Below are 24888 nucleotides of genomic sequence, written 5' to 3' on the forward strand. Positions count from 1 at the left end.
TTATAGTGAAAAATGAAAAAAATTAAAGAGAAAAACCAAAAGTTGGCAATGTAAAATTAAGGTAAATTTGTTACTATTTCATTAACAAAACAAAGGAGCGTGAAAAATGAAATTTAAACTATTCAGCGGTACGGCGAACCCTAAAGTGGCGGCGGATATTGCGGAGTATCTTGACAGACCTTTAAGTAAAATTACTGTTAACAGATTCAGCGACGGTGAGATTAACGTACAGATAGGCGAAAGTATCAGGGGAATTGACTGTTTTATTATTCAGCCTACCTGTGCACCGGCAAATGATAATTTAATGGAGCTTTTAATTATTACGGACGCAATGAGAAGAGCGAGTGCGAAAAGCATTACTGCAATCGTGCCTTATTTCGGATACGCAAGACAGGACAGAAAAGCGGCTCCGAGAGTTCCGATTACTGCAAAACTTGTAGCGAATATGATGGAAAAAGCCGGAATCGACAGGGTTGTGACAATCGACCTGCATGCGGGACAGATTCAGGGATTTTTTGATATTCCTGTTGACAATCTTTACGGAAGCATTCTATTTTTTGATTATTTTAAAGAATTAAATCTTAAAAATCCTATTATTGCAAGTCCTGATATCGGAGGGGTTGCAAGAGCCAGATATTTTGCCAGCAAACTCGGGCTTGATATGGTAATCGTTGATAAAAGAAGAGAAAAAGCAAATGTAAGCGAAGTTATGAATATAATAGGCGATGTTAAAGGCAAAGACGTTATTTTAATCGATGATATGGTTGATACTGCAGGCACTATGGTTAAAGCTGCCGCGGCGCTTAAAGCTAAAGGAGCCAATTCTGTAATGGCATACGCTACGCACGGTGTTTTAAGCGGACCGGCAATTGACAGAATTAAAGATTCGGTACTTGACGAGCTTGTTATAAGCGATACTATTCCTTTTAAAGGCAACTGTAAAAAAATAAAAGTGCTTTCAACTGCAAAGCTTTTTGCAGAAGTTATCAGAAGAATTATGTATAACGAAAGTATTAATAAACTTTTTGATTAATGAAAACCGTTAAAGCTCTTTCAGCGGCTACACTGGAAGTTAAAAAATCAAAATTTCACTCTTTTCTTGTTCCTTTTTCCTCTTTTGAAGAAAAACTGGAAGAACTTAAAAAACTTCATCCTAAAGCAAACCACCACGTTACCGCATTCAGATATCTTAACGAATACAATCAGATAGTAGAAGGTTCTTCCGACGACGGCGAGCCGAGAGGCAGCAGCGGACGGCCGACTCTTAAAGTATTGCAGGGAAATGATCTGATAAATGTGGGTATTATAACCGTCAGATATTTCGGAGGTATTCTTTTAGGTGTGGGAGGGCTTGTAAAAGCATACAGTGATACAGCGAATTTAGCTGTAAAAAATGCACAATTACTTGAATATAAAGATATTTTTGAGTATTCTTTTAGTGTTGATTATGAAAAAACGAGAGAAATCGAGTATATTCTCAAACAAAACTCAATATTCGTCGAAAACAGGGAATTCGGTATTGACGGTATCGAATATACCGTAAGAGACGATATTGAAAAAATAAATCTAATAAAAGGTGTGTTATGAAAAAGATCTTGTTGGCGTTAATGTTTCCTTTAATGCTTCTTGCGGTATCAAATGAAAATATTCTTGCTGTAAGCTGGCTGAACGGATATTGTAAAGCTTATCCGAACAAACCGGTATGTATTAACAGAAAACCGGGTGATTATTCTCTTACTCATTTTACTCTGCACGGGTTATGGCCTAAAAATAAAGAATACTGTTCTTATAAACCGATGAAACTTTCTAAAAGGTTTATGAAAATTCTTGAAAAATATATGCCTGGAGCAAAATACGGCTTGGCAAAACATGAGTGGAAAAAACACGGTACATGTTTCGGTACGGATGCGGAAACTTATTTTATTACAGCAATAAAATTTACACAGCAGTTTAACGAAACTCTTCTTTTACAGTTTTTTAGAATGCATATGGGTCAGACTGTAAGTCTTAAAAGAATGAGATGGACGTTCGGTCAGATATTCGGAAAAGGAAATGTAAGAAAATTCCAGATGGTTTGTAAAAAAGGTTATGTTACGGAAATCAGAATTAATTTAAAAGGTAATCCTGTAACGGGGGATTTTTATCAGCTTATAGACAATGCTGACGAAATGAAAGGTGTTAAACAATGCCCGATGGGCATTATAGCCACTCCTTAATTTCTTTTTTTCCCTAATTCTTCAGTAATACTTTTAATTTGTTTTTTAATAGTTCTTTTTGTGAACAATCTTAGCAGAAGTTCTAATATAAAGCTTATAATAAACGCCGCTATCATATAATATACGATTCTGATATCCTGTTTACAGTTGTAAATAATAGTTGTAACTGCAATTCCGAACATTGACAGGCACGCCAGTAAAACTAGTATTTTGTTTGCCTGAGTCTTTTTTATTATAAAAAGATGCCCCAAATGAACAAGCCCCTGTATAATTAAAACGCTAAGTGCGGCTATGGTGGTTATTTGAGAAAGATTGAAAAACAGAATTAAAGGCATTACAATAGCGGTACTTATAATAAGACCTTCAGTGGAATTAAAAACATTGTATTCATATATTTTAGGCAAATCACCTTTTTTTGCAAGCGTATAGCTGATTTCAGTTACCGAGTAAAGGGTGGCGTTAATAGCGCTTGCAGTGGCGATAAGGGCTGTAACAGCCATAATTTTAAATCCTACTGAACCAAAAATAGGCTCTGCAGCTTTTGCCAGAGCGTAATCTTTTGCCTTAATAACTTCACTTAAAGGAAGATTTCCAAGAACGGCTATGCTTGTGGCCACATATAAAACCATAACTACTGCGATAGCCAAAATCATGGCTTTTAACATTGTTTTTTTAGGGTTTTCCATATCTTCCACCGTATTTGTAATAACGCTGAAACCCTGATATGCAAAAAACGTAAGTCCTATTGCAAAGAACATATTTGAAATAGGCGGCATATCTTTTAAACTCAGATATTCTGGTTTAATAGTAAAAAGCGCGGCAATAGTAAAAAGTACTAAAACGGTAAGTTTGATTGATACGATCAGATTTTCAGATTTTGCCACCAGACTGGCTCCTATCAGATTAATAAACATAAATATCAATACAATTGAAAGTGCAAACGTATTTATGACAAACAGAGAAGAAAATCCGAACAGTCTTGCTCCGTATTCTCCGAAGCTTTTGGCAACCGCCGCAATGGCTATAAGCTGTGCGAGATAAAACATAATGCTTAATCCGCCGGAAAAAAAGCTTTCTTTGTATTCCTGTATAAGATATTCTATTATACCTCCCCGGCTGGGATATCTTAAAGCAAGTTTGGCAAGAGAATACCCGCTAAGAAGGGCTGCAATTCCTCCGAGCACGAAAGAGAGCCAGACTATATTTCCGGCTATACTCCCAGCTTGTCCTATAACAATGAATATTCCGGCCCCCACCATTGAACCTATTCCGAGCATTGCTGCGCTTAGCGTATTGAAAGCTTTCATTTTTCGGCCTTTTTATTTATTATACATCAAAAAGTTTAAATTAATTTCAAATATCCCATATAAACTATGCCTGCCAGTACGCCTCCGAATATTCCAGCCAGGATGTCGTCTCCCATAACGCCTATTCCTCCCGGAGCTTTTTTATCTATTTTTCCTATTATCGAAGGTTTCCAAATGTCTAAAAGTCTGAAAGCCAGAAAAGCCAGTAAAACTTTAATTAAAGTATCTTCTTTTAAATTGCCAAACAGACCTACCGCTATAAACATACCCGCAAATTCGTCTATTACTATTCTTTTGTCGTCGTGAATACCGCCTTTGCTTTCGTAATCGTTTACAAGTTTTATTCCGACTACGGAAAAAAATACGGCCAAAAGCCATATCGTTAAAACGGGATTCGGAAAATAAACTATTATTACGTAAGCCAGAACAGCTGCAACTATACTGCCCCATGTTCCAGGTGCTTTTGGTAATAGCCCGCTGAAAAATCCGGTTAATAAAAACCAGTTGAATTTACTGTAATTTTCCATTTTCAATACTCCGTTTTTTATTTTTTTCTCTAAACCTTAACTATCAACCATCAACAATTAACTATTAATCATCAACTATCAATCCAACTACGTAAGCGAACTTGTCTGATACAGTTTCATAAGAGAAATATAAAAGTCTTCTTCTTTGTTTTTTTCTATCAGGCCTTTATTAGGCGATATGTCGTAATAAAGTTTTTGAAGATTGGCAAATCTGTCAGGATACATTTTTGCCAGAAATTTAGCGCTTATCTCTTTTCTCATTAAAATGGTAGGAGGCATAAGGCCTGTTTTTAACAGTTCAAATATAGAATCACTGTGATAACTTATATGATGATGGCTCCCGTGAGGACATGAATTTACGCTTACAATGGTTTTGCACTGGTCACAGTATACATATTCGTTGATTGTTTCAATTTCGATATCTAAATCCATAGAGTCGAATATGCTTTTTAAATGATTGGCTTCATAATGAATTCCTAAGCCTTTATGCGTCTGTCCCATAATGAATTTGTTGCAACCGAAGTTTTTAGCGATCATTGCATCCAATATCGCTTCGTTTACGCCTGAGAAAATATATGTGTTTAAAAGCGGTACAATTATTATTTTGTCTTTTGGAAAATAGTTGTCCACTACATGGGAAAGAGCTTCATATCTGAGTTCGTAAGGCACTTCTTCGTTTTGCATGTTTTTTATAAGAAAAACGATTAAAAGGTCGTTTTTTTCAATAGCGCTTCGCATGATTTTTTCATGCACCCTGTGAATCGGTTTGGCGTGCATGGTCATTCCGACTACGTTATCGAGATTTTTCACTTTTTCTTTTATAAAATCTATTTTTTTCTTAATACCTGTGTCTTCAACCCAAAATTCACCGGCTATTGCATATTTTCCAAGTCTTTTTAATGTTTTTGCAACCTGAGGATAATTTTTTGCGTCTTTTGTTCCGTATATCGTTTCTACTCTTTTTAGGGGGTCTATTTTATATATTTCTTCTACTTCTACTTCGCCGATTTTGTGTTTTTCACAGTAAAGTTCTATTTTTTTGGGATTTGTTTTTAGTATTTCTTCATTTTTTCTGCCCGAAGGAGCCAATATAAATGAAAACGGCACAGCCTGGTTTTTATATCTTTTTTGGGTGTCTGCTATTTTTGCCTCTTCCTGGTTCATTAGTTTGTCTATAGGGTTTAACAGCCCGGCCTGAACCATAGCCAGGGTTATATATGCTTCTTTGTCTATGAATATTCTATTTTTGTTTAAAGATGCCATATTTTTTCCTTTTTTCCCATAAACTTTTTCTGCTGATTCCAAGTCTTTTGCTAAGTTCAGTATCAGGCAGTTTGTGCTGATGGTTTAATATTATGAATTTTATGTAGTCTTCTATTGAGAGTATTTCGTCATTTAAGAAACTTTTTTTGGAAATTTCTATTTCAAGCATATTAAAATGAGGATAGCTGTTTTCAAAATCTTTAGGCACTACTATTACGGAGTTGTATTTTGAGAGAGTATTGATAATTTCCGGATTGTCATAAAATTTTTTAGCATAGTAAATGGTGTCTTTATTTTTTAATTCTTTAACGTTTAAGTTTTGAATGTCAATAAGCTTTATGTCACACATGTTTTCTTTAGCGTAGTCAAATATTATTTTATCAACGGCTTTCGGATAATTTGTTTTTATAAAAAGAGGAAATTTTAAATCGTATGTATCGTCCAGTTCTATATCTTCAAGAATGTGCTCTATAAAATTTTCCATCTTCATAGTGCGTTTTTTTAAAGAATAATATTCTCTTAGATGAACGATTTTTCTTATCAGCTCTTCTATGGAAAAAGGCTTTTGTAGATAATCGTCAGCACCCATCTGGATAGGCTGTGTAACGCTTGTATAGGTCACGTAAGGAGCTAAAAGAATAATTATATTTTCTTTTTTTGCATCAATTAGTTTTTCTATATTGCCTTTTAAATTTGTATTAACTATATATACGTCTCCGTCCGTTTCAATCGCTTCGTCGTAAGAAGCGAATATTTCACATTTAGCATTCAGTTTTTCACTTAAATTGTTTTGAATGCTCTGTGCGAGATACAGTTCGTTTTCAACTATTATAATCTTCATGCCAATCCTTATATTTTAATGTTGCCGTAGAAATTACGGCTATTCCTTCGCCCCTCCCCACAAATCCCATTTTTTCGTTTGTTGTGGCTTTAACGTTTACCTGTGAGTTTAATATACGGCTTAAATTTCTCTGTATGGCCGTTTTATAAATTTTAAGTTTGGGTTTTTCGGCTATAATCGTAATGTCGGCATTTATAATTTCATATCCGGTGTATGTTAGAGTGTCGATAGTATGCTCTAGAAGTTTGATACTTGATATTCCTTTGTATTTTTCGTCCGTGTCAGGGAAAAACTCTCCTATGTCTCCGAATCCGGCAGCTCCTAGAAGAGCATCGATTAGGGAGTGTATTACAACGTCGCCGTCGCTGTGAGCTTTTAATCCGTAATCCGCTTCGATTTCAACACCGCCTAAGATCATTTTTTTGTTTTTCGTAAATGAATGTGTGTCGTAACCGTTTCCGAGTAGTATGTTTTGTGAAGGAGATTTAAGGCAAGGCAGGTTTAAATCCTTAAAATACGTTATTTTCCGGCTTTCTTCGCTGCCTTCGATGTATTTTATTTTGCCGCCCAAAGCTTCAACGGCCGCTCTTTCATCCGTAAAAAGTCTGTCTGTGTCAAGGGCTTTTTTTAAAATTTCTGTTCGGCTTAGCTGAGGAGTCTGTATCAGTTTAACTTCATCTCTGTTTATTGTTGAGTCTGCGTAAACAACTGTATCTACGGGTTTCAGATAAGGAACGGTGCAGTCAGCCGGATTTTGTATCAATTTTTCAATTATTTTTTTAGGAATGCAGGCTCTGGCGACATCCGTAACCATTACATATTCCGTAGAGACTTTGGCAAGAGCGTTTTTGAGGGAATACTGTCTTTCTTCTGCTCCTTCGACAATAGTGTAATCACAAAGTTTTTCGTAAAGTCTTACATCGTTTTTGTTTGCGGTTATTATCGTGTTTTTAAAACTGTAGAAGCCGTTTAGCCTGTTTGCGACATACAGCCATAAAGGTTTGTCTTTTATTCTCAGCCACTGTTTTTTTACCGGATAATTAAATCTTGTTGAATTTCCGGCGCTTAAAACTATCAATGTAACATCCAAACTGTTTCCTTTGGTAAAAGTGTTACAAAATTATACATAAAAATGTTACAATTTGTAAAATCTTTGTAAGGTGAATAATGAAGAAGTTTTTATTATCGGTTATTTTAATATTTTTTATTGGTTGCGGCGGCGGCAGTATTACAGAAGAATATACCCCTTCCGAAAATAACGTAACGGCAGTAGAGTCTTGCAGTGAAGTGTTAAGTTATCTTAATTATTTAAGAGAAGGTGCGGGTATGATTGATTTGTCTTGTAACGATGCATTAAAGATTGCCGCATATAATCATGCATATTATTTATATGTAAATAATGCAACCGGTCATGAAGAAGATGCGGATAAAGAAGGATATACCGGCGAATGGCCTTCTGACAGGGCTGTTTATGCAGGTTATCTCAGCAGATATATTTTGGAAAATGTTTCTGTTGGTCAGAAAGACTACAATGCTTCTATTGACGGGCTTTTTTCAGCAATATACCATAGGTTTGGATTTTTAAATACTACAATTGACAATATAGGTATAGGTATTAAAAATGTCGACTATGTATATGATATGGGAAATTCCGATTTAAATTCTTTATGCGGAGGAGAAAGTTATGACGGCAGCGGTTCATATTATATAGATGTATGTGCAGATGAAGATTTAAAAATCTATGAAGACGATTATAATAATGCTATAAATGATATAAAAAAGAAAAATCCTGATTTAATAATTTGGCCGTATAAAAATGCAATAGATATTCCTCCTGTTTTTTATAATGAAACTCCGGATCCTTTGCCGGATTATAATGTAAGCGGATATCCTGTAAGCATACAATTTAATGATTATTATTTTACAAGTGAGATTAATGTAACTTCTTTTAAGCTTTATGATGAAAACGGCAATGAAATAACAAATGTAAGACTTATGGATCAAGACAGTGATCCTAATGATGAATTTAATGCATATGAATTTGCTTTGTTTCCTTTAGACAGACTTGAATGGAATGAAACTTATAAAGCTGAAGTAAAATATACATATGAAGGTAATGATTATAATATTTCATGGCAGTTTACAACGAGAGCTTTACCATATCCGTATTACAGAATTGATACATCTGATGAAACAATATATATTGATAATAATAAAACATATGCTTATTATTTTGTACCTACTGATGGGAATGACTTGATTCATTCATATAAATATACTTATCCATCCGGAGACAGTGTAGAAACTGGAATGATAGATTATAATACCATTTGGGTTAAAGTTGAAGGGAACAGCGGAGACGAATTTGATTTTGAAATGGATAACGGTGATAAACTTACGTTAATTATTAAATAATTAAGCTAATTTTAAGCTTTTTTAGGTAAATTCCGAGCAAATATATCTTAAAGGACATAGATGAGGACTGAATGGATTAAAAAAAGAATGAAAGATACGACCAGAACTCAGATGTACTATGCCAAAAAAGGCATTATTACTGAAGAGATGGAATATGTCGCAAAAGAAGAAAACCTGGATCCAGAGCTTGTCAGAAGCGAGGTTGCCAGAGGAAGGCTGATAATCCCCGCAAATATAAATCATAAACATTTAAAGCCGATGGCAATCGGAAGGGTCAGCAGAACAAAAGTAAACTCAAACATAGGAGCAAGCGCTCTTGCGAGTGATATCGAAGAAGAAGTCAGAAAACTTGAAACTTCCGTAAAATACGGAGCCGATACGGTAATGGATCTGAGTGCCGGAGCCAAAAACATGGATGAAATAAGAGAGGCTATTATTGCTGCAAGTCCGGTTCCTATCGGAACTGTTCCCATGTATCAGATAATTGATGAAATAGGAGATGTTCTTGAACTTACATACGATGATATTTTAAGAGTTCTTGAAAAACAGGCTAAACAGGGCGTCAGCTATTTTACAATCCATGCTGGGCTTTTATTAAGACATATGCCGGAAATCGCAAAAAGAAAAATGGGAATAGTGAGCCGCGGGGGAAGTCTTACGGCAAGCTGGATGCTTAAACACCATAAAGAAAATCCTTTTTATACTATATTTGATGATATTTTGGATATATGCAAGGAATATGATGTATCGCTTTCACTAGGAGACAGCCTTAGACCTGGATGTTTGTATGACGCAAGCGACAAAGCGCAGCTTGATGAGCTAAAAACATTAGGAGAGCTGACTCTAAAAGCCTGGGATAAAGACGTTCAGGTAATGATAGAAGGCCCTGGACACGTTCCTATTAATGAAATAGAAAGAAACGTCAGGTTAGAGCAGATATACTGTCATGAAGCGCCGTTTTACGTATTGGGTCCTCTTGTACTTGATATCGGTGCGGGGTATGATCATATAGGAAGTGCTATCGGTGCTGCAATGGCCGCATGGTACGGAGTTAGTATGCTCTGCTACGTAACACCGAAAGAACACCTCGGACTTCCGAACGAAGAGGACGTAAGGGAAGGTATGCTTGCATATAAAATTGCAGCCCATTCTGCGGATATCGCAAGGAAAATCCCTGGTGCAAGAGATAAAGACGATGAAATGAGCGACGCAAGATACAGATTTGACTGGAAAAAACAGTTTGAACTGGCACTTGACCCCGAAAGGGCAAAAGAATACCATGACGAAACGCTTCCGCAGGAAGTTTTTAAAGAAGCGGAATTTTGCTCTATGTGCGGACCGAAGTTCTGCAGTTACAAGGTAACTCAGGATGCTATGGAGAACTTTGACTGGGATGAATTTAAAAAAGAAGCGGAAGCAAAAATGAAAGCTGAAGCAAATAATTGATATCGGTTATTGACAAAAGCAAAAAAAAGTATTATAAAGCAAAAAAACTTAAGGAGTTAGAGTGAAAGAAAAAATTAAAGAGATGCTCAAAAACGTAATTTATCCCGGATTTAAAAAATCTGTGGTGGATTTCGGTTTTTTAAAAGACGTAGAAGTCAGCGAAGACGGCAAACAGGCAATTATTACATATCAAATCCCTTCAACGGATGATGAGGTCGCTCAAAAACTAAACGATACAACAATCGACACATTAAAAGCCGAAGGCATTGAAGCAAGTGTAAACATTATAAGACCTAAAAAACCAAGGGAAACAAGCTCAAGAGGCGTAAATAAAATGCCTGGAGTAAAATCTTTCGTAATGGTTTCATCAGGTAAAGGGGGAGTGGGTAAAACTACTACTGCTGTAAACCTTGCTCTTGCACTTGCAAAAGAAGGTAAAAAAGTAGGTATCCTTGACGGTGATATTTACGGACCTAATGTAGCCAGAATGCTTGGAATGCAGGACAGAAAACCTGAAGTTGTAGGTAATAAAGTAAAACCTTTTGAAAATTACGGTGTTAAATTTATATCAATGGCAAATCTGCTTCCTGAAGGTAAAGCCCTTATGTGGAGAGGCGCTATGCTTGTAAAAGCGCTTCAGCAGTTTATGGAAGACGTAGAGTGGGGCGAACTTGATATATTGGTTATAGATATGCCTCCGGGAACGGGTGATGCGCAGATGACTATGGCTCAGCAGGTTCCAGTAACTGCAGGAGTTGCTGTCACTACTCCTCAGACTGTTGCGGTGGACGATGCAAAAAGAAGTTTTGATATGTTTAAACAACTGCATATTCCGATTGCGGGAGTAATTGAAAATATGAGCGGGTTTATATGTCCTAACTGCGGTGTCGAATATGATATTTTCGGAAAAGGCGCAGCTGCAACTTTGGCAAAAGAATATGATACTAAAGTACTTGCCCAGATTCCGATTGAGCCTGAAATCAGAGAAGGCGGAGATGCCGGAAGACCTATTCTTGTAAACAGACCTGATAGTGAAAGCGCTAAAAGATTTGCAAAAGCGGCAAAAGAGGTTATAGAATTTATCGATTACGTATTGGCTGAAGATCTTTCTGGAAATGAAATGATCCAGCCTGTATACGGAGTAAACGGAACGCCGAGTGCATGCAGTATGCAGTAATTAAGAACAGCTGGCCGGAACTTTTCCGGCAAGCACACCTTTTAAAAACACTTTTAAATCGTCTAATTTTCCTTTTTTAATTATTTTTTTAAGTCCTTCAACGGCATATTTTTGGTCAAGTTCGTTTAATGAGTTAATTAATAATTCGGCATTGTTTTTAAAATATCTGTCTAAATCTTCGGCTGTTTTTATATTAAGCATTTTTAAAAAATCCGTAACTTTAATTTTGCTGGTTTTAAAAATGTATTTTGTGTAATATTTATATCCTAGCGTATAATCGCCTTTTTTATGAAGTATAATTAAATATTCTCCTTTTTTTACAGGTTTTGTAACTGTAATTTTCAACTGTGTGCCTTTTGAAAGGTCATAATGTAAAGTTATGGTATAAGAAGAATTATTTTTAAGATTTTTAATAATTTGAGGCGCTATTACCGAATTAAACTGGTCTTTTACGGCTTTTTCTACAGTAATCTGAGAAGCGAATATTAACGGTGTTAAAGTGCCTAATATCAGAAGTTTTTTCATAAATCCCCCTTTTTTATCTATTATATGTTAAAAGGGGGAGAAAAATCAAATTTGGTATAAGTTTTTATTATTCGTAATGGGTAATTACTCTCTCCACCTCAGGAATAGCCTGTTTGATTTTTTCTTCCAATTGATGCACATATGCATGGGCTTCTTTAATTGAGTCTGTTTTTACGTCTATATCAAGATAGATAAATTTATAGCTTCCCGCGTTTCTTCCCCTGATATCGTTTATTTTCTCTATCATATCTTCTTTTTCAAGTATTTTTCTGATTTCATCAAGCGTTTCATGGTCGACTGATGCGTCTAAAAGCACTTTAATGGCATCAACTAAAATTTCCCATCCGCTGTGGAAAATAAAGTAAACGACTACCGCTACCGCTATTTTTTCTATAACCGGGTGGCCCATATACTGGCCTATAACACCTACTAAAACAACAAGAGCGGTAAAAAAGTCGCTTTTTACGTGTTCGGCATCCGCCATTAATGAAGGCGAATTAAGTTCAATCGCTTTTTTCTTTTCCCATCTTGAATACAAAAATGTTATCACAACCGTAAGACCTATTGCTATAACCGCTACAGGCAGGTTGGTTATTTTCATAGGTTCACCGAAAAACACGTCTCTGGCTATTTCATAACCTGCGAAAAATATTGCAAAAGCCGAAATCAACGCAACAAGATTTTCCACTTTGTAAAGTCCCATAGGAAAATCTTTTGCTTTTTTATTTGCAATTATAATTCCGGCCAATACGCTGAACGATGCCGCTAGGTCTGAAAGTGAATGTATACCGTCGGCCGTCAATGCAGCAGATCCAGATATCATACCACCTATAATTTTAATTAAAGCAAGGGTGGCATTAACCGTAACAGAAAACAGAGCTATTTTTTTCTTTTCTTTATAGATTTGAGTTCTATCCAATTTAGTTCCTTTTATTAATTTTAGAGTGGAATTATAACTATTTTATGAGCATATGTCAAATAAAGTATGTTTTTTTCATTAAATATGGTATGATAAACAAAACTTACTTAACGGTAAGTAAAAGGAGAGAAAGATGAATTATCCAAAATTTTTTGACGAAGTGGAAAAAATAATTACCTATGACGAACTGGCTCAGTTTTTAGGTGTAAATGATGACGGAATAATAGATTTTTCTTACGCAGACGTAGTTAAAACCGCCGGGCACAGCTGTGCAACCGTGGCAGGTGCGTATTTAACGGCTTTATACGGATTAAAAGCCCTGTATCCGAAAGGCTATCCAAAAAGAGGCGAAATAAAAGTTGAAATACAGAAAACTCCCACTCAAAACAATGCCGGAGTGGTCGGATGTGTGCTTTCGAATATAACGGGAGCTACTACGGATTACGGATTCGGAGGTATCCCTACCGGTAAATTTAATAGACGTGATCTTCTGTTTTACGGTGCCGATATTGAATGCGACGTAAAATTTACCAGGCTTGATACCAAAAGAAGCGTAGGCGTAAATTACAGACCCGGCAAAATAGTAAATCCTATGGCGATTTTAAAAAGTGCTATTTTTCCTGATGCAACCGAGGAAGATAAAAGATCTTTTCCGAAAAGATTTCAGGAAATGGTAAAAACGGTTCTTGAAAACGGAGATAAGGTAATAGAAGTTATTGAATACTAAACACTAGGCTTTTTAGAGTTGAATTTGTGTATTCTTCCGGGTTTTTAATCCGGTTTTGAAATTTAAAGGAGGTGTTGGATTCTATCATTTCGATAAGCTCCTCTTTTGAAAACTTGGGCGAATTGATACATGCCAAGAGGATAGTGTTTTTATGTGAAAGTCCGGGCAGTTTTTTTATGATTTTGATGTAATCTTTAGAAGCTATGAAACTTCCTTTTTGATGTGTAGGCGGGTCTATTATGATTATGTCGTAAGGGGCCTGTCTTTTCAGTTTCGGAAATGCTTTTAGGATATTATACGGCCAAAACGATATGTTTTTAATATCAAGTCCGTTTATCTGATGATTTGCCATTCCCGTGGCAAGGACCGATTTGCTCATATCCACGTTTGCTACGTATTCGGCGCCTCCTCTTCTGGCAAATAGCGAAAAGCCGCACGTATAGGCAAACAGATTGAGAATTTTTTTATCTTTGGCGATTGTTTCAATAAATCTGCGTGAATTTTTCATATCTCCGAAATAGCCTATATTTTGATTAAAAAAATTGAGTTTGAATTTTATACCGTTTTCAATTGCGAAATATTCTTCCGGTATCTCGCCTAAAACAGCAAAAGTTTCGTTGTTATAGCGTTTTTTTATGATTATTGTATGATGTCCGGTGTTTTGGATGAAGTTTTTAAGGGTGTCTGTTATATTTTTTTCCAAATCCGAACGCTCATAAAACTGAACAAAAAGAATTTCGTCTATGCTGTCTATTGTGAGAAATTTATATTCGTTTTCTCCCCGCCCGTGGTAAAGCCGTTTGAATTCACAGGTATCAGTATAATTTTCCGATATTTTTTTTAACCACAATTCCAAACCGTTTCCTTATTTTATACCTAATGAAATTATTTTACCAAGAGCCTCTTTTACGTTCGTATCGACTCTTTTCCATTCTCCCAGAGCCGTTATTTCGCCTTTGACTTCTTTGTCTTTGTCAAGCAGTATGACATATCCCGAAGTCGGGTTCGGAGCGGTTGGGACGAACGCTATGAATCTTTCTTTTTCCTCTTTTGTCAAAAACGCATAGGTTTTGTAGTTTGCAAACATAATCTCAACTACGCCTAAATAATTTTTATCGTTTGTAAACATATGAATAAGCTCTTTGAAAAAATTGTATATGCTTTTGATAACGGGCACTTTGGAAAAAATGTTTTCCGTGATGTAGAGAATTATACTTTTTTGTTTTTTGGTGATTATATACCCTATGTATGTGATAAGCAGAACCGTAGCGATTATAAGGATAATGCTGTATAAAGGATTGTTGATTTTTGAATAGAAAATTTTTATAAACTGGATTAATATCCCCGCTATGTAAGTAACCACCCAGATTGTAAAAACAACGGGCAATATGGCAAAAACACCTTTTATAAAATAACGCACAAACACTTTCATATGCTGCCTTTTTGAAATTGTAACATTTTAGGTAAAATTATATAAAAAAGGTATTTTATGCAAAGACTTCTCTCTCTTAAAGCCTCAGCCGGAAGCGGTAAGACGTTTTCGCTGGCTCTCAGGTATCTTGCGCTTCTTTTCAGGGGTGTAAACCCAAGCTCGATTCTGGCGGTTACGTTTACGAATAAAGCGGCGAATGAAATGAAAGAGAGAGTTATTAAATTTTTAAATTCTATACAAAACGATGAAGATTTGCTGGAAATTTTAAGCGAAACGTCAGGGATAGACAAAAAAGAGATTTTAAACAAAAAAGATTTTATTCTAAAAGAGTTTCTTACAAGCGATATACATATAACCACAATAGACGCGTTTATTCAGAAAATTATCAGAAAATTCGGTTATTACGCGGGAGTGGATGCGGATTTTGATATAAAAAGCGATAATTTGGAGAATATTTTTGAGCTTTTTATTGAAAAACTGGATAATAAAGAATTTAATTCACTTATAGAATTTGCCAAAATCGAAAATAAAAAATCAAAAAGCATAGTCGAGCTTTTTGAAATGCTGTATGAAAAAGAAAAAGAGCTCTCTGAATGGAGAATGGAGAATGGAGAATGGAGAATTAAAGATCTTTTAAAAGAGATTGAAGATATAAAATCTAAATTTATTATGGCGACCGAAGGGTGTACACAGATAAACAATTTCTTTAAAAAAGACCCTTTTGATATGCTCAAAGTTAAAACAATACCGAGCTTTTTGGAAAATGGGACTCTTGCCAAAGTCAGAGGTTTTAAAAAATGCTACGAAGAATGGATGGACGGTGAGTTTGAAAGGCTTATTTCACTTATAAAAGAGCTTTTGATTTCAAAAGAAAGGTATGTTCTAAATTCTCTTTTTTCACTGTATAAAAAATATCTGGAAATAAAAAACAGCGTTAAATCAAAAGAAAACTATCTTGATTTTAAAGATATTGAGCATAAGGTTTACGAACTTTTGGTTGAAGACGAACTTAACCGCGATTTTTTGTATTTCAGACTTGATTCGAAGATAGAGCATATTTTGATTGACGAATTTCAGGATACTTCTATAACGCAGTGGAAAATATTCGAGCCTCTTGTGGATGAGATTAAATCGGGTGAGGGCGTTAAGAATTTTAAAAGTTTCTTTTATGTGGGAGACACAAAGCAGGCTATTTACAGATTCAGAGGTGGCAGCAGCGATCTTTTCGATTATGTTTACGAACAGCTTAAACCTTTCGGAATGCAGCAGGTGGAACTTCCTAAAAATTACCGTTCGAAAGAAGTGATTGTAGAATTTGTAAACAGACTGTTTAATTTAAACCAGCAGGCGGAAAAAAAAGGCGGATATGTGGAAGTTAAAGAGGGAGATCTGTTTGAGGGGCTTGAAGATACTTTGAAGTTTTTATTTGAAAACGGCGTAAGGGAAAGGGATATTGCCGTTTTGGTATACACCAACGACGATATACTAAAAGTGGCCGATTTTATAAAGGAAAAATTTAATAAAGAAGTGGTCACCGCCACAAGGGCGAAAGTTTCTTCCCAGCCGTTTGCCAAAGCGCTGATAGATATACTTAAATACACTTTTTATACACTTGAAAACAAAAAGGCCGAAATATACAAACTTAATTTTTTAACGCTCATAGGCAGACCTTATACGTCCGAGCCTTTTTACGTTCCTGTAAAAAAACCTTCGGAAATGATCAGGGATCTGATGTTTGAATATAATCTGATAGACGAATCGAGCCTTAAACTTCTTGAACATTCACTAAAATACAAAGATCTGTATGATTTCGTATACGGAATAGACGAATACGATGAAGAGCTTCCTTTAAGCGAATTTGACGGTATTACGGTTATGACGGTGCATAAAAGCAAAGGTCTGGAATTTGAAAACGTAATCGTAATGGAAAAAATCGGCAGGGACAATAACAGAAGCAGCAATCTGCTGTTTGATTATGAAGGTATAGATTTAAAAGATATAAAATACAATATAGCCGGAAGGGAAATTCTTGATTATGAATACGCAAAAATTAAGGAAAAAGAAAAAACTCTGGAATTCAGGGATAAAAAAAACGTCGAATATGTAGCTTTCACCAGAGCCGTTAATTCCCTTTTTATATTAAAAAAAGAAAAATCTTCTTTTGTAAGTCCGCTGAGCGCTCAAAAAATCGGTAAATTCGAAACGGAAAGTGTGCCGGAAACCAAAAAAGAAAAAAGCAGATTCAGTCTGCACCTCAGACATCACGGTCTTCAGGATGTTAAAAAAGAGACGGAATACAAACCGAACGATTTTGGAGCCATATATTTCGGGCTTGCTCTGCATTACGCTTTTGAAATGGAAGATTACGATGCGGTCTTAAACAAATACGGAATTTATACCGATGTAGAAAAAGCATATGCCCTGTATGAGATGAGTAAAAAAGAATTGGAAATATTCGAAGGCAGAAAATACAAAGAAATTCCTTTTGTGTTTGAAAACGAAGAGGGAATTATGGATCTGATGATTGAAAACGAAGAGGAAGTAGTTATTATAGATTACAAATCAGCAAGGCCTGAAGACGAAAGCGGTTATATTTCACAGGTTGAAAAATATAAAACCGCGGCTGAGAAACTGACTGATAAAAAAGTAAGAGGTTTTATACTTTATGCAGATGAAAAGAGATTAAGGGAGGTTTAGGATGTGTATGCAGACAAATTTCGGATGCTGTTTAATAGACGGAAAAATCGTTGAAAGCAAAAGCGCAAAGTTAAAAGTGAAAAATGAGAAATTAAAATCTCAAAAAAGAAATGCCGGAAAATCAAAAAAAGTAATTAACCAGTCAAAGGTTGAATTTGAATAAACTGCTTGTAAGCGCTTTGGAGCCGAGCGCAAACCTGCATTTAAAAGAAATTTTGAATGAGTGTAAAGTAAAAGGTGAAAAGTGTGAAATTACGGGAGTGTTTGATAAAAGTCTTGGAAATCCTATAATAGACGGTAACGAGTTTAACGTGATGGGATTTTTGGATGTAATTCCTAAAATCAGACTTGCCAAAAAGGCTATAGAAAAATTAAGCGATATGGCCGGCGAAGCGGATAAAGTGCTTTTGATTGACGCGCCGAGTTTTAATTTAAGACTTGCCAAAAAAATAAAGCAAAAACATCCCGATAAAGAAATAATTTATTATATTTTGCCTAAAGTCTGGGCATGGAAAAAAGGCAGAATAAAAGACGTAAACAGATACGTGGACGTTAAGGCGTATATTTTTCCGTTCGAAAGAGAAATATGGAAAGACGGCGTATATGTGGGCAATCCTCTGCTTGATGAAATAAAATTTTACAGGGACAGTGAAAAATACGGAAATATAGCTTTTTTACCCGGCAGCAGAAAAAGTGAAATAAAATCTTTAATGCCGGTATTCAGAGAGCTTATCAAGCATCTGCCTGGCGGCAAACTTTTGGCCGTGCCTGAAATTTATAAAAATAATATAAATGAGATTTACGGGGATGTCAGCGGTTTTGAGATTGTTTATGATGCGCATAAGGCTTTGTTGAAAAGCGATTTTGCGTATATATGCAGCGGAACGGCTACGCTTGAAGCAGCGATTATAGGCACTCCTTTCGTTCTTATGTATAAAGCCCGTGAAATAGAATATATTATCGCCAAAACGTTTGTTAAGCTTAATTACGTAGGGCTGGCGAATATAATTTTTGAATGCGAAGGCCTTGGAGAGTTTCACAGTGAATATCTGCAGGATTTTGATATTGAGGATTTAATTAATGATTTTCAAAATAGCGATTTTGCGGAATTTCAAAGAAAATCAAAAAAACTTAGAGAAATATTGAAATACGGAAGTGCCGAAAACATGGTGAAATTATTAATAAAGTAAATACGGCTTTAAACCTACACAACTTAACGACTTTATAACTTTTTAGATATAATTATTAAAAAATATACGGTATAAAGGATAATAATGCATAAAGAACCGATGACTAAATACGGATATGAAAAATTAAGCAAAGAGCTTGAGTATTTGAAAACAAAAGCAAGACCCGAAGTGGCTAAAGAAATAGACAGCGCAAGAGAACTCGGGGATTTAAAAGAAAACGCGGAATATCACGCGGCGAAAGAAAAGCAGTCTCATATTGAAAGAAGAATAGCGGAGCTCAGCGATATATTAAGTAGAGCCGTTGTAGTGGATCCTAGTGAGCACGCCCATAACAGGGTGGCGTTCGGGAGCACCGTTTATCTTATAGACGTTGATACGGATGAAGAAGAAAAATACACTATAGTGGGAGCTCCGGAAGCAAACCCTGAAAAAGGGCTGATTTCTTATCATTCTCCTTTGGCGAAAGCGTTAATCGGAAAAGAAGTTGGAGATGAGGTGGAAGTAAATCTTCCGGGGGGCGTTAAAGTATATGAAATAGATAAAATCTGTTTTGAAAATATCTGTTTTAGCTAATAAAGGTTTTAGATGAAACTTAAAATTAAAAAATTAAATAAAAATGCGGTTATTCCCGCATATCAGACTAAAGAAGCAGCGGGGTTTGATCTGCATTCGATAGAAGACGTAATTATCAATCCCGGAGAGAGAAAACTTATCGGCACTGGTCTGGCTTTTGAGATCGAGTTCGGATACGAGGTGCAGATAAGACCGAGAAGCGGTTTGGCATACAAACACGGTATAACGGTATTAAACACTCCTGGCACAATTGACAGCGATTACAGGGGAGAGATAAAAGTGCTTTTAATCAATCACGGAAATGAGGCTTTTGAGATAAAAGAGGGAGAAAGAATAGCTCAGGCCGTAATAGCTCCTGTGGTACAGGCGGAAATAACAGAGGTTGAAGAATTAAGCGATACCGACAGAGGTGCCGGAGGATTCGGGAGCACAGGGAAATAATTTAGAATGGAGAATTGAGAATGAAAAAAATCAGTGTGGCAATAGTTGGGGCGAGCGGTTATACGGGGCTGGAACTTATAAAAATACTGTTAAACCATCCCCATTTTGAAATATCAGGGCTTTTCGGAAGCGAAGGAGGAGAGAGAATAGAAGAAATTTATCCTTCGCTTAAAAGTGTGTTTGAATGTGAAATACAAAAATCCGATACCGAAAAACTGGCAAAATATGATTTGGTTTTTCTTGCCGTTCCTCACAAAACAGCCATGGCGCTGGTAAAAGAGCTTTACGGCAAAACTAAAATAGTCGATTTTTCAGCGGATTACAGGCTTAATCAGAAAAATTACGAAGATTATTACTGTCCTCATACCGATCCTGCAAATCTTGAAAATTCGGCATACGGACTGCCTGAAATTTTCAGGGAGTATATTAAAAAAGCAAGTTTAATTGCAAATCCGGGATGTTATCCTACAGCCAGCATACTGGCTATTTATCCTTTTATAGAGTATATTGAAGACGGTGTTTTCGTAGATGCCAAAAGCGGAGTAAGCGGAGCAGGCAAGAAGCTCAGCTCGACTACTCATTTTGTAAAAGACAATGAGAATTTCTTTGCCTATAACCCTGTAAAACACCGCCATTCTGTTGAAATAAAAGAAAAAACAGGATTAAACGTCACTTTTGTTCCGCAGCTTCTGCCGATTACGAGGGGAATGCAGGTTAGCGTATATGCAAAACTGAAAAAAGAGATAGACCCGTTAGAAATTTTACAAGAAACCTACAAAAATGAAGAATTTATAAGAATAAGCGGCAAGCCGGTGGAAATTAAAAACGTTGCGGGTACGCACTACTGCGATATTTTTGCCGTTAAAAACGGCAATATGCTTTTTATTAACAGCGTAATCGACAATCTTTTAAGAGGGGCTTCCAGCCAGGCGGTTGCAAACGCAAATCTTATGTTCGGATTTGAAGAAGGGCTCGCACTGCCTAAAATAGCCTATGTTCCGTAAAAGTGAAAAGTGAAAAGTGAAAAGTGAAAAATTAAAAGTTAAAAAAATTGAACTGAAAGACAAAGCGGCCGTAATTGCCGACGTGCATTATAAAAAAGGGGATAAAAAGTTTTTAAATCTTTTAAAAAAATGGATTGAAAACCCGCCTCCTCAGGTGTTTTTTCTGGGGGATGTTTTTCATCTTCTTCTGCCTTTTGCCTATTTGAAAAATTATAATAAAGAAGCCGTAAACCTTATAAATGAACTCTCTAAAAAAACGGAAGTGTTTTATACTCCGGGAAACCATGATTTTAATATAGAAAAAATTTTTCCAAACGCGGTTTTTGCCGATGCTTTTTTTGACGATAAAAAAAATATTTTTTTAACGCACGGCGATTTAACCGATACCGATTCTTTGTACAGGATGTATGTAAAAATTATAAGAAACGAAACAGTTGAAAAAATATTGAATGTGATTTCCCTGAACTTCATAAACAACTGGATGTTTAAAAAAATTCTTTCTAAAAAAATAAGCTGTAAAAAGCTTGAAAATTTTGAAAAAAAAATTAAAGAAAAGTTAAAATTATACGATTATGGTATAATTATTGAAGGTCATTACCATCAAAACAGAATATTACATTTTCAAGACAGAGAGTATATAAATTTGCCGGCATTTATTTGCACTAAAAGCTATATTTTAATACAATTAGACAATAATCCGATAATAAAGGAAATAGGATATGATGGACGATAAAACGCTAAAAGTAGGCTCTAACGAATTAGAACTTGTCGATTTCAGACTTTATAAAAAAGAACCGAACGGCGGTATTTATGAAGGTGTTTACGGTATTAACGTTGCTAAAGTAAGAGAAATTATAAAAATGCCTGAACTCACTGAGCTGCCTGGAAGCGAAGATTATATTGAAGGGATTTTCGATTTAAGGGGAGTGGTTGTCCCTGTCGTTGATCTGGCAAAATGGATGGGAATTACGGTGCCGAGCGAAGATGAGGCTCCTATTAAAAAAAGAGTGATTATTACGGAATTTAATAATATCCTTATAGGTTTTATCGTTCATGACGCTAAAAGAATCAGAAGAATCAGCTGGGCGGATATCGAACCGGCTCAGTTCGGTGTCGGCCAGGGAAAACTGGACAGAAGTAAAATCACCGGTATTACAAGAATAGAAAACGGCGAAATTCTTTTAATACTTGATTTGGAAAGTATTGTTGAAGAAATGGGTCTTTTTGAAGCAAATCTTGAAGACGTTGATTTGGATTCTATTCAAAAATTCAGCGGTATGGTGTTGCTTGTGGACGACTCTGCTACGGCCAGAAGAATAGAAAGAGACGCGCTTGAAAAAATGGGATTTGAAGTTATTGAGGCAACAAACGGAGAGGAAGGCCTTCAAAAGCTTGAAGAGTTATATGCAGTATACAGGGATAATTTGAAAGACAAATTAAAACTTATCCTTAGCGACGTTGAAATGCCTAAAATGGACGGATATCATATGGCGGCTAAAATACATGCGGATGAAAGATTTAAAGATATTCCTCTTGTGTTCAGTTCGTCTATTTCCGACGCATTCAGCGATATAAGAGGTAAGGCCGTAGGTGCTGAAGGATATCTTGTTAAATTCGATTCAAATAAATTTTATCAGCAGATTGCGGATATTTTACAAAACCATAAAGAAAATAATTCTTAAGAAAGGTAGGCTATGGATGAAATTCAAGAATTATTAGAAGACTTCCTTGTAGAAGCTTTTGAAATGATAGAGGAGATGGACCAGGATCTTGTTGAGCTGGAGAACTCTCCCGATGATCTGGATCTTCTTAATAAAATATTCAGAGTCGCGCATACGATTAAAGGAAGCGGAAGTTTTTTAAATTTTGATAAGTTAACCAGACTTACGCATCACATGGAAGCAGTGCTGGATAAAGCAAGAAAAGGCGAGCTTACCATTACTCCTGAAATAATGGACGTCATTCTTGAGTCCGTAGACGCCATGAAAGGTATTTTGGAATACATAAGAGACAACGGCGATGATTCGGCTCCGGATATAGATATTGAGCCTATCGTAGTCAAACTTGACGCTATTGTAAACGGAGAAAATAAAAAAGAAGCCGAATCTGAAAGTCAGGAATCTTCTAATAAACCTAAAATTGTCGGAAACATTAATTTAGATGAAATCACTCTGGAAAACGCAGATGAAATAGATCTTGATTCTTTAGAGCCTGAAGAGCTTGATGCGGTGCTTGAGCATTTAGTTGAGCTTAGAAACAAAAAAGAAAAACCTAAAAAAATAGGCAATATCAATTTAGAAGACATAACTCTTGAAAATGCCGATGAAATAGATCTTGATTCGCTTTCTCCCGAAGAAGCCGATGCGGTGCTTGAACATTTAGTTGAGCTTAGAAACAAAGGCGGCAAAACCGAACCTAAAGAAGATAAAAAAGAACAAAGCCAAGAAGAAAAGAAATCTGAAGAGACAAAAGAAGAAAAAAAAGAAGAAAAAAAAGAAATAGCGCCTGCTAAAAAACAGGAACTTACACAAGAACAAAAGAAAAAAGAAGTTAGAAAAGCGATTTCATCCGTGGCCGAACAGACTATCAGGGTTGATGTAAAAAGACTTGACCAGTTAATGAACCTGATAGGTGAGCTTGTTCTTGCCAAAAACAGGCTTATTAAAATTTATAACGACGTAGAAGAAAGATATGAAGGCGAAAAATTCCTTGAAGAACTTAATCAGGTTGTGTCAAGTATCTCTATAGTGACTACAGACCTTCAAATTGCCGTTATGAAAACAAGAATGCTTCCTATCGGTAAAGTATTTAACAAATTCCCTCGTTTAGTCAGAGACCTTTCACGCGAATTAGGTAAAAAAGTTAAACTGATTATCGAAGGTGAAGATACTGAACTTGATAAATCAATTATCGAAGAAATAGGCGATCCTCTTGTGCATATGATCAGAAACTCCGTTGACCACGGTATTGAACCGCCGGAAGAGAGAAAAAAACTCGGAAAGCCGGAAGAAGGTACTGTATGGCTTAGGGCTTATAACGAAGGTAATATGATCGTTATCGAAATTAAAGACGACGGTAAAGGTATGGATCCTGAGGTCTTAAAAAGAAAAGCTATAGAAAAAGGAATCATTACCGAAAGCGAAGCAGCTAATATGAGCGATAAAGAAGCGTTTATGCTTATCTTTAAGCCGGGATTCTCAACAGCTGCTAAAGTTACAAGCGTATCAGGACGCGGAGTCGGAATGGACGTTGTTAAAACGAATATTGAAAAACTTAACGGTATTATTGAAGTTGACTCGGCTCCGGGTAAAGGAAGTACGTTCAAACTAAAAATCCCTCTAACACTTGCAATTATTCAGGCTCTGCTTGTGGCAAGTCAGGAAGATCTTTTTGCCGTGCCTCTTTCAAACGTTATAGAAACTGTAAGAATCGTAGAAGAAGATATCTATACAATTGAAGGAAAAAGCGTACTTAAACTCCGTGAGGAAGTGCTTCCTCTTGTAAATATGGCGGATATTTTTGAAATCGAAAAAGTACTCGAACCTGAAAAATATCTGTATGTCGTTATTTTAGGACTCGGTGCCACTAAAATAGGTCTTATTGTAGACAGATTTATAGGTCAGGAAGAGATTGTCATTAAATCACTGGGCGAATTTTTAAAAGGTATTCCTGGAATTGCCGGTGCTACTATCAGAGGCGACGGTAGGGTTACGCTTATTATAGACGTGGGTACTTTAATGAAACTGGCTAAAGAAACCCATAACAAAAAAATAGTAACCGAATCTCTAAACGAAGCTAAAAAGAAAAAAGAAAAACCTAGCGATTATACCGTTATGCTTGTAGATGACAGCGCAATGGACAGAAAAATCATGAGAAACGCGCTTGAAGAACTCGGAGTAAATCTTATAGAGGCAAAAGACGGCGTAGAAGCCCTTCAGATGCTTAAAAACAATGAAGTCGACGCAATGCTTATAGATATTGAAATGCCTAGAATGGACGGTTATACGTTAGCGCAGGAAATAAGAAAATATAACAAATACAGAAAACTGCCTTTAATAGCGGTTACGAGCAGAACTACAAAATCAGACAGGGTAAGAGGTGTTGAAGTGGGAATGAACGAATATATTACAAAACCGTATACTCCTGAATATTTACAAAACGTAGTTAGAAGAAATCTTGGATTATAAG

At 36.0% G+C, this 24888-nt stretch carries 25 protein-coding genes; 16 read left to right on the forward strand and 9 right to left on the reverse strand.

All coding sequences use genetic code 11. The features are described from left to right. The first annotated feature begins 106 nt into the window (after positions 1-106). Genes C3L23_RS01725 through C3L23_RS01735 form a run of 3 tightly spaced genes read left to right on the forward strand, consistent with a single transcriptional unit; the run spans position 107 to position 2216 of the window. Positions 107-1033: a ribose-phosphate pyrophosphokinase gene (locus C3L23_RS01725; protein ID WP_127679438.1), complete on the forward strand. Its 927-nt coding sequence runs from the start codon at positions 107-109 to the stop codon at positions 1031-1033. Further along, positions 1033-1587, forward strand: coding sequence for a YigZ family protein (locus C3L23_RS01730; RefSeq protein WP_127679439.1), 555 nt, complete (start codon positions 1033-1035; stop codon positions 1585-1587). Before C3L23_RS01725 ends, C3L23_RS01730 begins: the two co-directional genes overlap by 1 nt. Further along, complete coding sequence (locus C3L23_RS01735; RefSeq protein WP_127679440.1) at positions 1584-2216, forward strand: ribonuclease T; 633 nt, start codon at positions 1584-1586, stop codon at positions 2214-2216. Before C3L23_RS01730 ends, C3L23_RS01735 begins: the two co-directional genes overlap by 4 nt. Here C3L23_RS01735 and C3L23_RS01740 read toward each other — a convergent pair. The 5 genes from C3L23_RS01740 to C3L23_RS01760 all read right to left on the reverse strand — a co-directional run bounded on the left by C3L23_RS01740 (position 2213) and on the right by C3L23_RS01760 (position 7244). Beyond that, a complete protein-coding gene (locus tag C3L23_RS01740; RefSeq protein ID WP_127679441.1) occupies positions 2213-3523 on the reverse strand; it encodes an APC family permease in 1311 nt (436 codons plus the stop codon). The two genes, C3L23_RS01735 and C3L23_RS01740, sit on opposite strands and share 4 nt — an antisense overlap. Positions 3524-3558: 35 nt before the next feature. Next, positions 3559-4050, reverse strand: coding sequence for a phosphatidylglycerophosphatase A (locus C3L23_RS01745; RefSeq protein ID WP_127679442.1), 492 nt, complete (start codon positions 4048-4050; stop codon positions 3559-3561). Positions 4051-4137: 87 nt separating this feature from the next. After that, positions 4138-5313, reverse strand: a complete 1176-nt coding sequence (locus tag C3L23_RS01750) for a sulfate adenylyltransferase (RefSeq protein ID WP_127679443.1) — start codon at positions 5311-5313, stop codon at positions 4138-4140. Further along, positions 5291-6154, reverse strand: a complete 864-nt coding sequence (locus C3L23_RS01755; RefSeq protein WP_127679444.1) for a response regulator — start codon at positions 6152-6154, stop codon at positions 5291-5293. The genes C3L23_RS01750 and C3L23_RS01755 overlap by 23 nt, the downstream gene beginning before the upstream one ends. Next, on the reverse strand, positions 6135-7244 hold the full coding sequence (locus C3L23_RS01760; protein WP_127679445.1) for a bifunctional 2-C-methyl-D-erythritol 4-phosphate cytidylyltransferase/2-C-methyl-D-erythritol 2,4-cyclodiphosphate synthase: 1110 nt from the start codon (positions 7242-7244) through the stop codon (positions 6135-6137). Before C3L23_RS01760 ends, C3L23_RS01755 begins: the two co-directional genes overlap by 20 nt. A gap of 77 nt (positions 7245-7321) precedes the next feature. Here C3L23_RS01760 and C3L23_RS01765 point away from each other — a divergent pair, with 77 nt between their 5' ends. The 3 genes from C3L23_RS01765 to C3L23_RS01775 all read left to right on the forward strand — a co-directional run bounded on the left by C3L23_RS01765 (position 7322) and on the right by C3L23_RS01775 (position 11192). Then, on the forward strand, positions 7322-8569 hold the full coding sequence (locus tag C3L23_RS01765; protein WP_127679446.1) for a CAP domain-containing protein: 1248 nt from the start codon (positions 7322-7324) through the stop codon (positions 8567-8569). A gap of 60 nt (positions 8570-8629) precedes the next feature. After that, positions 8630-10015, forward strand: a complete 1386-nt coding sequence (gene thiC, locus C3L23_RS01770; protein WP_127679447.1) for a phosphomethylpyrimidine synthase ThiC — start codon at positions 8630-8632, stop codon at positions 10013-10015. A 61-nt stretch (positions 10016-10076) separates the two neighbouring features. After that, positions 10077-11192, forward strand: coding sequence for an Mrp/NBP35 family ATP-binding protein (locus tag C3L23_RS01775; protein ID WP_127679448.1), 1116 nt, complete (start codon positions 10077-10079; stop codon positions 11190-11192). On the opposite strand, the gene C3L23_RS01780 is transcribed toward C3L23_RS01775, so the two are convergent. Next, positions 11193-11717, reverse strand: coding sequence for a hypothetical protein (locus tag C3L23_RS01780; protein WP_127679449.1), 525 nt, complete (start codon positions 11715-11717; stop codon positions 11193-11195). It lies immediately after the preceding gene. A gap of 67 nt (positions 11718-11784) precedes the next feature. After that, the gene (locus C3L23_RS01785; protein WP_168175688.1) at positions 11785-12636 is read right to left on the reverse strand and encodes a cation diffusion facilitator family transporter; all 852 of its coding nucleotides are present in this window, start codon (positions 12634-12636) and stop codon (positions 11785-11787) included. A gap of 133 nt (positions 12637-12769) precedes the next feature. Between C3L23_RS01785 and C3L23_RS01790 the strand changes: the two genes are divergently transcribed. After that, the gene (locus C3L23_RS01790) at positions 12770-13363 is read left to right on the forward strand and encodes a hypothetical protein (protein WP_127679451.1); all 594 of its coding nucleotides are present in this window, start codon (positions 12770-12772) and stop codon (positions 13361-13363) included. Here C3L23_RS01790 and C3L23_RS01795 read toward each other — a convergent pair. Together C3L23_RS01795 and C3L23_RS01800 are read right to left on the reverse strand one after the other, a co-directional pair. Further along, on the reverse strand, positions 13350-14219 hold the full coding sequence (locus C3L23_RS01795) for a class I SAM-dependent methyltransferase (protein ID WP_127679452.1): 870 nt from the start codon (positions 14217-14219) through the stop codon (positions 13350-13352). The two genes, C3L23_RS01790 and C3L23_RS01795, sit on opposite strands and share 14 nt — an antisense overlap. Before the next feature lie 9 nt (positions 14220-14228). Continuing rightward, complete coding sequence (locus C3L23_RS01800) at positions 14229-14795, reverse strand: DUF502 domain-containing protein (protein ID WP_127679453.1); 567 nt, start codon at positions 14793-14795, stop codon at positions 14229-14231. A 57-nt stretch (positions 14796-14852) separates the two neighbouring features. Between C3L23_RS01800 and C3L23_RS01805 the strand changes: the two genes are divergently transcribed. The 9 genes from C3L23_RS01805 (at position 14853) to C3L23_RS01845 (ending at position 24887) form a co-directional block, all read left to right on the forward strand. Next, positions 14853-17492 (forward strand): RecB-like helicase, encoded by a 2640-nt coding sequence (locus tag C3L23_RS01805; RefSeq protein WP_127679454.1) that lies wholly within the window; start codon positions 14853-14855, stop codon positions 17490-17492. A 7-nt stretch (positions 17493-17499) separates the two neighbouring features. Continuing rightward, positions 17500-17655, forward strand: coding sequence for a lipid-A-disaccharide synthase (locus tag C3L23_RS01810; protein WP_246831082.1), 156 nt, complete (start codon positions 17500-17502; stop codon positions 17653-17655). Further along, positions 17648-18682: a lipid-A-disaccharide synthase gene (gene lpxB / locus C3L23_RS01815; RefSeq protein WP_127679456.1), complete on the forward strand. Its 1035-nt coding sequence runs from the start codon at positions 17648-17650 to the stop codon at positions 18680-18682. The genes C3L23_RS01810 and lpxB overlap by 8 nt, the downstream gene beginning before the upstream one ends. A gap of 84 nt (positions 18683-18766) precedes the next feature. Then, the gene (greA, locus tag C3L23_RS01820) at positions 18767-19255 is read left to right on the forward strand and encodes a transcription elongation factor GreA (RefSeq protein ID WP_127679457.1); all 489 of its coding nucleotides are present in this window, start codon (positions 18767-18769) and stop codon (positions 19253-19255) included. 12 nt (positions 19256-19267) lie between these two features. After that, a complete protein-coding gene (dut, locus tag C3L23_RS01825; protein ID WP_127679458.1) occupies positions 19268-19696 on the forward strand; it encodes a dUTP diphosphatase in 429 nt (142 codons plus the stop codon). 20 nt (positions 19697-19716) lie between these two features. After that, positions 19717-20700, forward strand: coding sequence for an N-acetyl-gamma-glutamyl-phosphate reductase (gene argC, locus C3L23_RS01830; RefSeq protein WP_127679459.1), 984 nt, complete (start codon positions 19717-19719; stop codon positions 20698-20700). Between the two features lie 16 nt (positions 20701-20716). After that, positions 20717-21433 carry a UDP-2,3-diacylglucosamine diphosphatase gene (locus C3L23_RS01835; RefSeq protein ID WP_127679460.1) on the forward strand — a complete coding sequence of 239 codons (717 nt, stop codon included), beginning with the start codon at positions 20717-20719 and terminating at the stop codon, positions 21431-21433. Further along, a complete protein-coding gene (locus C3L23_RS01840; RefSeq protein WP_127679461.1) occupies positions 21420-22382 on the forward strand; it encodes a chemotaxis protein in 963 nt (320 codons plus the stop codon). Before C3L23_RS01835 ends, C3L23_RS01840 begins: the two co-directional genes overlap by 14 nt. A 12-nt stretch (positions 22383-22394) precedes the next feature. Next, a complete protein-coding gene (locus C3L23_RS01845; protein WP_127679462.1) occupies positions 22395-24887 on the forward strand; it encodes a response regulator in 2493 nt (830 codons plus the stop codon). Position 24888: the final 1 nt, after the last annotated feature.

Origin of the sequence: Nautilia sp. PV-1 (genome assembly GCF_004006315.1) — a bacterium.
Classification (GTDB): domain Bacteria; phylum Campylobacterota; class Campylobacteria; order Campylobacterales; family Nautiliaceae; genus Nautilia; species Nautilia profundicola_A.